This is a genomic window from Pseudomonas sp. (assembly GCF_041601375.1).
In the GTDB taxonomy this organism is placed as follows: Bacteria; Pseudomonadota; Gammaproteobacteria; order Pseudomonadales; family Pseudomonadaceae; genus Aquipseudomonas.
The window spans coordinates 1-5,855 of record NZ_JBFIIG010000228.1 but is presented as its reverse complement, the minus strand read 5'-3'; the positions used below and the strand labels follow the sequence as shown (position 1 = coordinate 5,855).

At 66.1% G+C, this 5,855-nt stretch carries 5 protein-coding genes; all 5 read right to left on the bottom strand.

The window, feature by feature from the left end; genetic code table 11:
• The coding region (locus ABZE94_RS19705) for a contractile injection system protein, VgrG/Pvc8 family (RefSeq protein ID WP_372877655.1) at window positions 1-377 on the bottom strand (377 nt) is incomplete at its 3' end.
• A 17-nt stretch (window positions 378-394) separates the two neighbouring features.
• Entirely contained in the window at window positions 395-1,903 is a 1,509-nt protein-coding gene (locus tag ABZE94_RS19700; protein ID WP_372877657.1) for a sigma 54-interacting transcriptional regulator, read from the bottom strand.
• A 10-nt stretch (window positions 1,904-1,913) separates the two neighbouring features.
• Complete coding sequence (gene tssH / locus ABZE94_RS19695; RefSeq protein WP_372877653.1) at window positions 1,914-4,511, bottom strand: type VI secretion system ATPase TssH; 2,598 nt, start codon at window positions 4,509-4,511, stop codon at window positions 1,914-1,916.
• 11 nt (window positions 4,512-4,522) lie between these two features.
• The gene (gene tssG, locus ABZE94_RS19690; RefSeq protein ID WP_372877651.1) at window positions 4,523-5,560 is read right to left on the bottom strand and encodes a type VI secretion system baseplate subunit TssG; all 1,038 of its coding nucleotides are present in this window, start codon (window positions 5,558-5,560) and stop codon (window positions 4,523-4,525) included.
• A 91-nt stretch (window positions 5,561-5,651) separates the two neighbouring features.
• Window positions 5,652-5,855, bottom strand: a 204-nt coding sequence (locus tag ABZE94_RS19685) for a type VI secretion system baseplate subunit TssF (protein WP_372877649.1), incomplete at its 5' end; no start/stop codon positions are given.

Here is a 5,855-nt window from a genome sequence, read left to right as displayed (position 1 = left end):
CCGTGTTCTTCCAGCACCTGGCTGATGATCTTTTCCACCCTGAGGTGCTGGAATATCCGCTGATTCACGCGGTGCGCCAGGTAGGCCAGTTGCGGGCGCAGGGTGATGTGGTAACGGCTCAGGCGTTTGCCGGATTCGCCCTGGGCGACGCGATAGATCAAGCCATGAATGCCGTTGCCGCCAGGCGCGAAGGCGAGAAAGGCCGGCTGGTGCAGCAGGCTTTCCAGGTCGATATCCGGGCGCTCGCTGACCAGCTCCAGCTCGAAGGCGAACGGCTGGCTGATCGCCTCGCGGCCGCTGAATTCGAGCACCTGCAGATCGTGCGCGAGGCCCTCGATACTCAGGCTGAAATGGGTCTGGTTGGCTGAATTGAACATGCTCTTCTCCTTAAGCCTTAAACATCAGCCGGGCTGATATTCAGCCGCTGCATGCGGTACAGCAGGGTGCGCCGGGGCAGGCCCAGTTCGCCGGCGGCACTGGTCTGGTTGCCGCGGTTCTTGCGCAGGCAGTCGAGCAGCAGGCTGCGTTCGACTCGCTCCATGCGTTCGCGCAGGTTCATGCCGGTATCGTCCGCGTTGTGGTCCGGACGCAGGTTGAAATGCGCGGGCAGCAGTTCGCCGCCTTCGCAGAGCAGTACGGCGCGCTCGACCAGCCCTTTGAGCTCGCGCACATTGCCGGGAAAGGCATAGCCGCTGAGGTGTTCCAGGGTGCTCTCGGCCCAGCGGCAGGGGTCGCGCTGGAGCAGGGCGCTGGCCTTGTCGGCGAAATGCCGGGCCAGGGTGAGGATGTCCTGGTCGCGCTCGCGCAAGGGTGGCAGCTCGATGGGGAACTGCGCCAGACGATAGAACAGGTCTTCGCGAAAACGCCCTTCCTCGACCTGTTCGCGCAGCGCGCAATGGGTGGCGGCGACTATGCGTACATCGACGGTGTGGGTTTCGTTGCAGCCCAGGGGGCGGACTTCGCCTTCCTGCAATACGCGTAACAGCTTGGCCTGCAGGGCCAGGGGCATGTCGCCGATCTCGTCGAGAAACAGGGTGCCGCCATCGGCCGCATCAAACAGGCCCTGGTGGTCGCGGTCGGCGCCGGTAAAGGCGCCTTTGCGGTAACCGAACAGCTCGCTTTCCAGCAAATTTTCCGGTAGCGAGGCGCAGTTCTGTACGATGAAGGCCTTGCTCCGGCGAAAGCCGCAATCGTGGATGGCGCGGGCCACCAGCTCCTTGCCGGTGCCGGTTTCGCCGGTCAGCAGCACGCTGACCGGGTTGTGCAGCACCTTGCCGATCATCTGGTACAGCTCGCGCATCGGCGCGCTGTCGCCGAGCAGGCCGTAGCCGCTGGCACAGGCCGTGGTGCTGATGGCGAGCGTTTCCATGCGGGGTGCGCGCAGACGTTGCAGCAGATGCAGCTGGGCGATGACGAAACCGCCGAGGTGCCCCAGCGAGCCGGCGAAACCTTGCAGGTCGCGGCTGATCTGGCTGGCGATCAGCAGCAGGCCGTTGACCCGCTTCTGCTCGTCGAGCAGCGGTAGGCACAGCAGGCTGCGCCAGGAGTGGCTGGCGTCCGGCAGGAAGCCGATCTGGTGCAGGCTGCTGTCCAGTTCGTCGAGGCTGAGTACCTGGTTCTGGCACAGGCAGTACTGCAGCAGCTGCTGGCCGTCATATTCGCTCGGCAGGCTCGACGCTTCGCGCGGTTGCAGCAGGCCGTTCTGCCATTCGGCGGACAGGGTCAAACGGGTATGGGTTTCGTCGAGCAGGTACAGCTGGCTCAGCTCGCAACCGGCCAGTTGCGCGGCGGCCTCGACCAGGCCACCGAGCAGGGCGTCGCCACTGGCCGCACGCGCCAGGCCGGCGAAGCGTTCCAGCAACGCCTCGGCATAGCGCAGCGGCTGCGGCACCTGGTGGAACATCGGCGGCACCTTAAGCGAACTCACAGACCACCGTTCCTTCGCCGTCGAGGGTGGCGTGCACGCGCTGCAGGGCTTCACCGTTGGCCATGGCAGCCAGCAGGCGGTCGACCACCAGCGGTTGCAGGTGCTGGTCGATCAGGTGATCGATCAGGCGCGCGCCGCTGTCGCTGTGGCTGCAGCGTTCGGCGAGGTTGTCCAGCAGCGCCGGGCAATGGCTGAACTGCAACTGGCGACGGGCCAGGCGCTCGGCGAAACGCGCGAGCTTGAGGCCGACCAGCTCGTTGAGCACGTCGCCGTCGATCGGGTAGTAGGGCACCACGCGCATGCGGCCGAGCAGCGCCGGCTTGAAGTGCTGCGACAGGGTCGGGCGAATCGCCTGCTCCAGGTCTTCCGCAGCCGGACGCTGGCCGCCCTGGCAGAGGCTGGCGATGCGATCGCTGGCGAGGTTGCTGGTCATCAGGATCAGCGTGTTGCGGAAATTGATCTCGCGCCCTTCGCCGTCGTTGGCCACACCCTTGTCGAAGATCTGATAGAAGACGTTCATCACGTCCGGGTCGGCTTTTTCCACTTCATCGAGGAGGATCACCGAGTAGGGCTTCTGCCGCACCGCTTCGGTGAGCATGCCGCCTTCGCCGTAACCGACATAGCCGGGCGGCGCGCCGATCAGCCGGGAGACCGTGTGCTTCTCCTGGAACTCGGACATGTTGATGGTGGTGAGGAAGCGTTCGCCGCCGTACAGCAGGTCGGCCAGGGCCAGGGCGGTTTCGGTCTTGCCGACGCCGCTGGGGCCGACCAGCAGGAATACCCCGACCGGCGCGTCGGCGCGGTTGAGGCCGGCGGCGGTGGCGCGCATCGAGCGGTCCAGGGCCTCGATGGCCTGCTCCTGGCCACGCAGGCGCTGGCGCAGGTCGCTGGCGAAGCTCAGCACCTTGCTGTTGTGTTCGCGGGCCAGCTGGCTCAGCGGTACGCCGGTCCAGTGGCTGATCACTTCGGCGACCAGGCGCGGGCAGACTTCGAAGCTGACCAGGCGCTCATTGGCCTGGGCGCTGGCCAGTTCGACCTGCACCTCGCGCAGCTCGGCTTCCAGCTGTTGCAGGTCGGTCGCTTGCTCGGTGTTCTCTTCGGCGCTCGCCGAGCGCGCGCTGGCGCACTGCTTGCGCAGCTCGAGCAGACGGGTGGCCAGGTCGCGCTGAATGGCCCAGCGGGTTTCGATCTGCTCCAGCTCGGCGCGGGCTTCGCTCAGGCGCTGTTCGAGTTGCTCGAGGGCGTCGCTATCGATATTCAGGCCGGCGTCCAGGTCGCGGCCCATGGCCTCACCTTGGCGCTCGCCTTCGGCGATTTCGCCGCGCAGACGTTCCAGCGCTTCCGGCGCGGCGGCCAGGCTGATGCGCACCCGGGCGCAGGCGGTGTCGAGTACATCGACGGCTTTATCCGGTAGTTGGCGGCCGGCCAGATAGCGCGCCGACAGCTCGGCGGCGGCGACCACCGCATCGTCGCGCAGGTAGATGCCATGGCTCTTCTCATACACCGGGGCGAGGCCGCGGAGGATGGTCACCGCCTCGTCGACCGTGGGTTCGAGCAGCTGCACCGGCTGGAAGCGGCGGGCCAGGGCCGGGTCCTTCTCGAAGTACTTCTTGTATTCGCTCCAGGTGGTGGCGGCGATGGTGCGCAGCTCGCCTCTAGCCAGTGCCGGCTTGAGCAGGTTGGCCGCGTCGCCGCCACCGGCCTGACCGCCGGCACCGATCAGGGTGTGGGCTTCGTCGATAAACAGGATGATCGGCTTGGGCGAGCCTTTGACTTCATCGATCACGCCCTGCAGGCGGCGTTCGAATTCGCCTTTGACGCTGGCACCGGCTTGCAGCAGGCCGAGGTCCAGGCACAGCAGTTCGACGCCCTTGAGCGCGTCCGGCACTTCGCCCGCGGCGATGCGCAGGGCCAGGCCTTCGACGATGGCGGTCTTGCCGACACCGGCCTCGCCGACCACGATCGGGTTGCTTTTGCGGCGGCGGGCGAGGATGTCGATCATCTGGCGGATCGCCGCGTCGCGGCACAGCACCGGGTCGAGCTTGCCGTCACGGGCCTGCTGGGTGAAGTTGTGGGTGAAGCGCGAGAGATTGGACTCGCCGCCTGCAGCCGGTTTTCCTGCGGCGGGTTGCGCTTGCTGGGCCATGGCGAAATCGCGCAGGCGCTCGGGGTTGAGCTTGGCCAGCAGCGTTTGGTAGTGGCTACCGGCATAACGCATCGGGTTGCGCAGCAGGGCGAGGATCAGCGCGGCCTGGTCGACCTGGTTCTGGCCGAGTTCCAGGTTGGCCACCAGCAGGGCGTCCTGCAGCCATTGCACCAGCTCGGTGGAGAACACCGGGTTGCGCGACTCGTTGTGCTCGCCGCGCGGCTGCAGTGCGCGGGCCAGCTCGCCGGCGTCGACTTCGGCATCCTGCAGGGCGCGGACGAGCAGGCCGTCCGGGCGTTCGAGCAGGCCGAGCAGCAGGTCTTCGACCAGAATCTTGCTGCCGCCGCGTACCACGCAGCGCTCGGCCGCGAGTTCCAGATCGTTCTTGGTGGCGGCGTCGAGGGCTTGTACCAGCTGTTGCAGATCGACGTTGATCATTTCATCAGTCCTTAATGAGTTTTGCTGCCGAGGGTGACCACGCCGTCGGCGTTATCGCGCCCCAGCCAGGTGGTCCAGCCCAGCAGGCAGGGGTTGTCGGCGCCGAGGCGCAGTTCGCGAATTTCGTCCTGGCGCAGTTCCAGGCGGATGTCGTAATCCAGCGGGTCGCGCAGGGTGAAACGGACCAGCGCGCACAGCGGTTGGTAGCCGTTGCCGGTCGGCAGGAATTCGTGGAAGCGCTCCCAGTTGAGCTGCTGCACATGGATGCGGAACTTGCCACCGCGGTCGCGTACGAATTCGCCGAGCACCAGGCTCTCGCCCAGTTGGCTGTTGGCCAGGCCGAGGCGGTTGCGCTGCTCGCCGAGAATTTCCACCTGGCGCTCCAGGCATTGCTCGATATGCAGCGCGGCGTGCTTGAAGTAGTAACGCAGCACCGACTCGATCAGCGCCGCCGAGTGGGCGCGCAGGCTGAGCAGGCCGAGGTAGGGCAGCAGGCGCTTCCAGTTCAGTTCCGAGGCCTGGCGAATGGTCGCGCCGCCCAGGCCGATCAGCGCGAACAGCTGCTCGGAGAAGGGGTCGGCGGCGCCGCTCTGGAAGCGCGCGTGGTAACGGTATTTCTGCCAGGTGGGCAACAGCAGGCGCTGCAGGCGGTTGTTGAACAGGTCGAGGAAATCGCGGGTCGGGTTGCCGTCGACACTGTCGCCCAGGGCCTGCTCGCCATAAAAGGCCGGCAACGGCGAACCGGCGCCGAACAGGCTGACCAGATTGATGCGCAGGCTCGCGCGCAGCTCGCCGTGCTCCTCGAAGAACTGCACGCGATCGATATCGCTGCCGGGAAAGCCCAGGCTCGGATTGGCCTGCAGTTCCAGGCGCTGATACAGCGCCTCCTCATCCAGTTCGGGATGGGCGGCCTGCAAGCGTTCCAGCACCAGCTGCACACCCTGGAACAGGCTGTACTCGCGGATGCCCCGGCTAAGCCGGGTAAGACCCGGCTCAAAGTCAGCTGCGCTTCGGCCAGGCGGCGTTGCAGTCGGGCTCAGAATGCTCATTTACACCTCGTAACGTCGGGTGCGACTCCAAGCCCTTCTTCGCCCGTCTTCGCCTTGCCTGGCTCTAGCTCGCATGCCTTTGCGCAGAGTCTCATAGCAGGGGCTGTTGCCCCATGCGCGGCGTCCATTGGTACACCTCTCCCTGTGTGCTCTGCACGCGCAGCTCGTGGTACGAGTTCAAGCTGGCATACAGGGCGAAAAATTCATTGAGTACCGAGGCGAAGAGGAACAAGTCGCCTTCGCCTACATAGCCCTCGGGGTTGATCGTCAGTTCGGTGCGCACCCCGCGCACCGG

Bases quoted from the DNA above. Each gene is read 5' to 3' on its own strand.
- ABZE94_RS19700 (WP_372877657.1), bottom strand. From the start codon at position 1,903: ATGTTCCACCAGGTGCCGCAGCCGCTGCGCTATGCCGAGGCGTTGCTG.
- tssH (WP_372877653.1), bottom strand. From the start codon at position 4,511: ATGATCAACGTCGATCTGCAACAGCTGGTACAAGCCCTCGACGCCGCC.
- tssG (WP_372877651.1), bottom strand. From the start codon at position 5,560: ATGAGCATTCTGAGCCCGACTGCAACGCCGCCTGGCCGAAGCGCAGCT.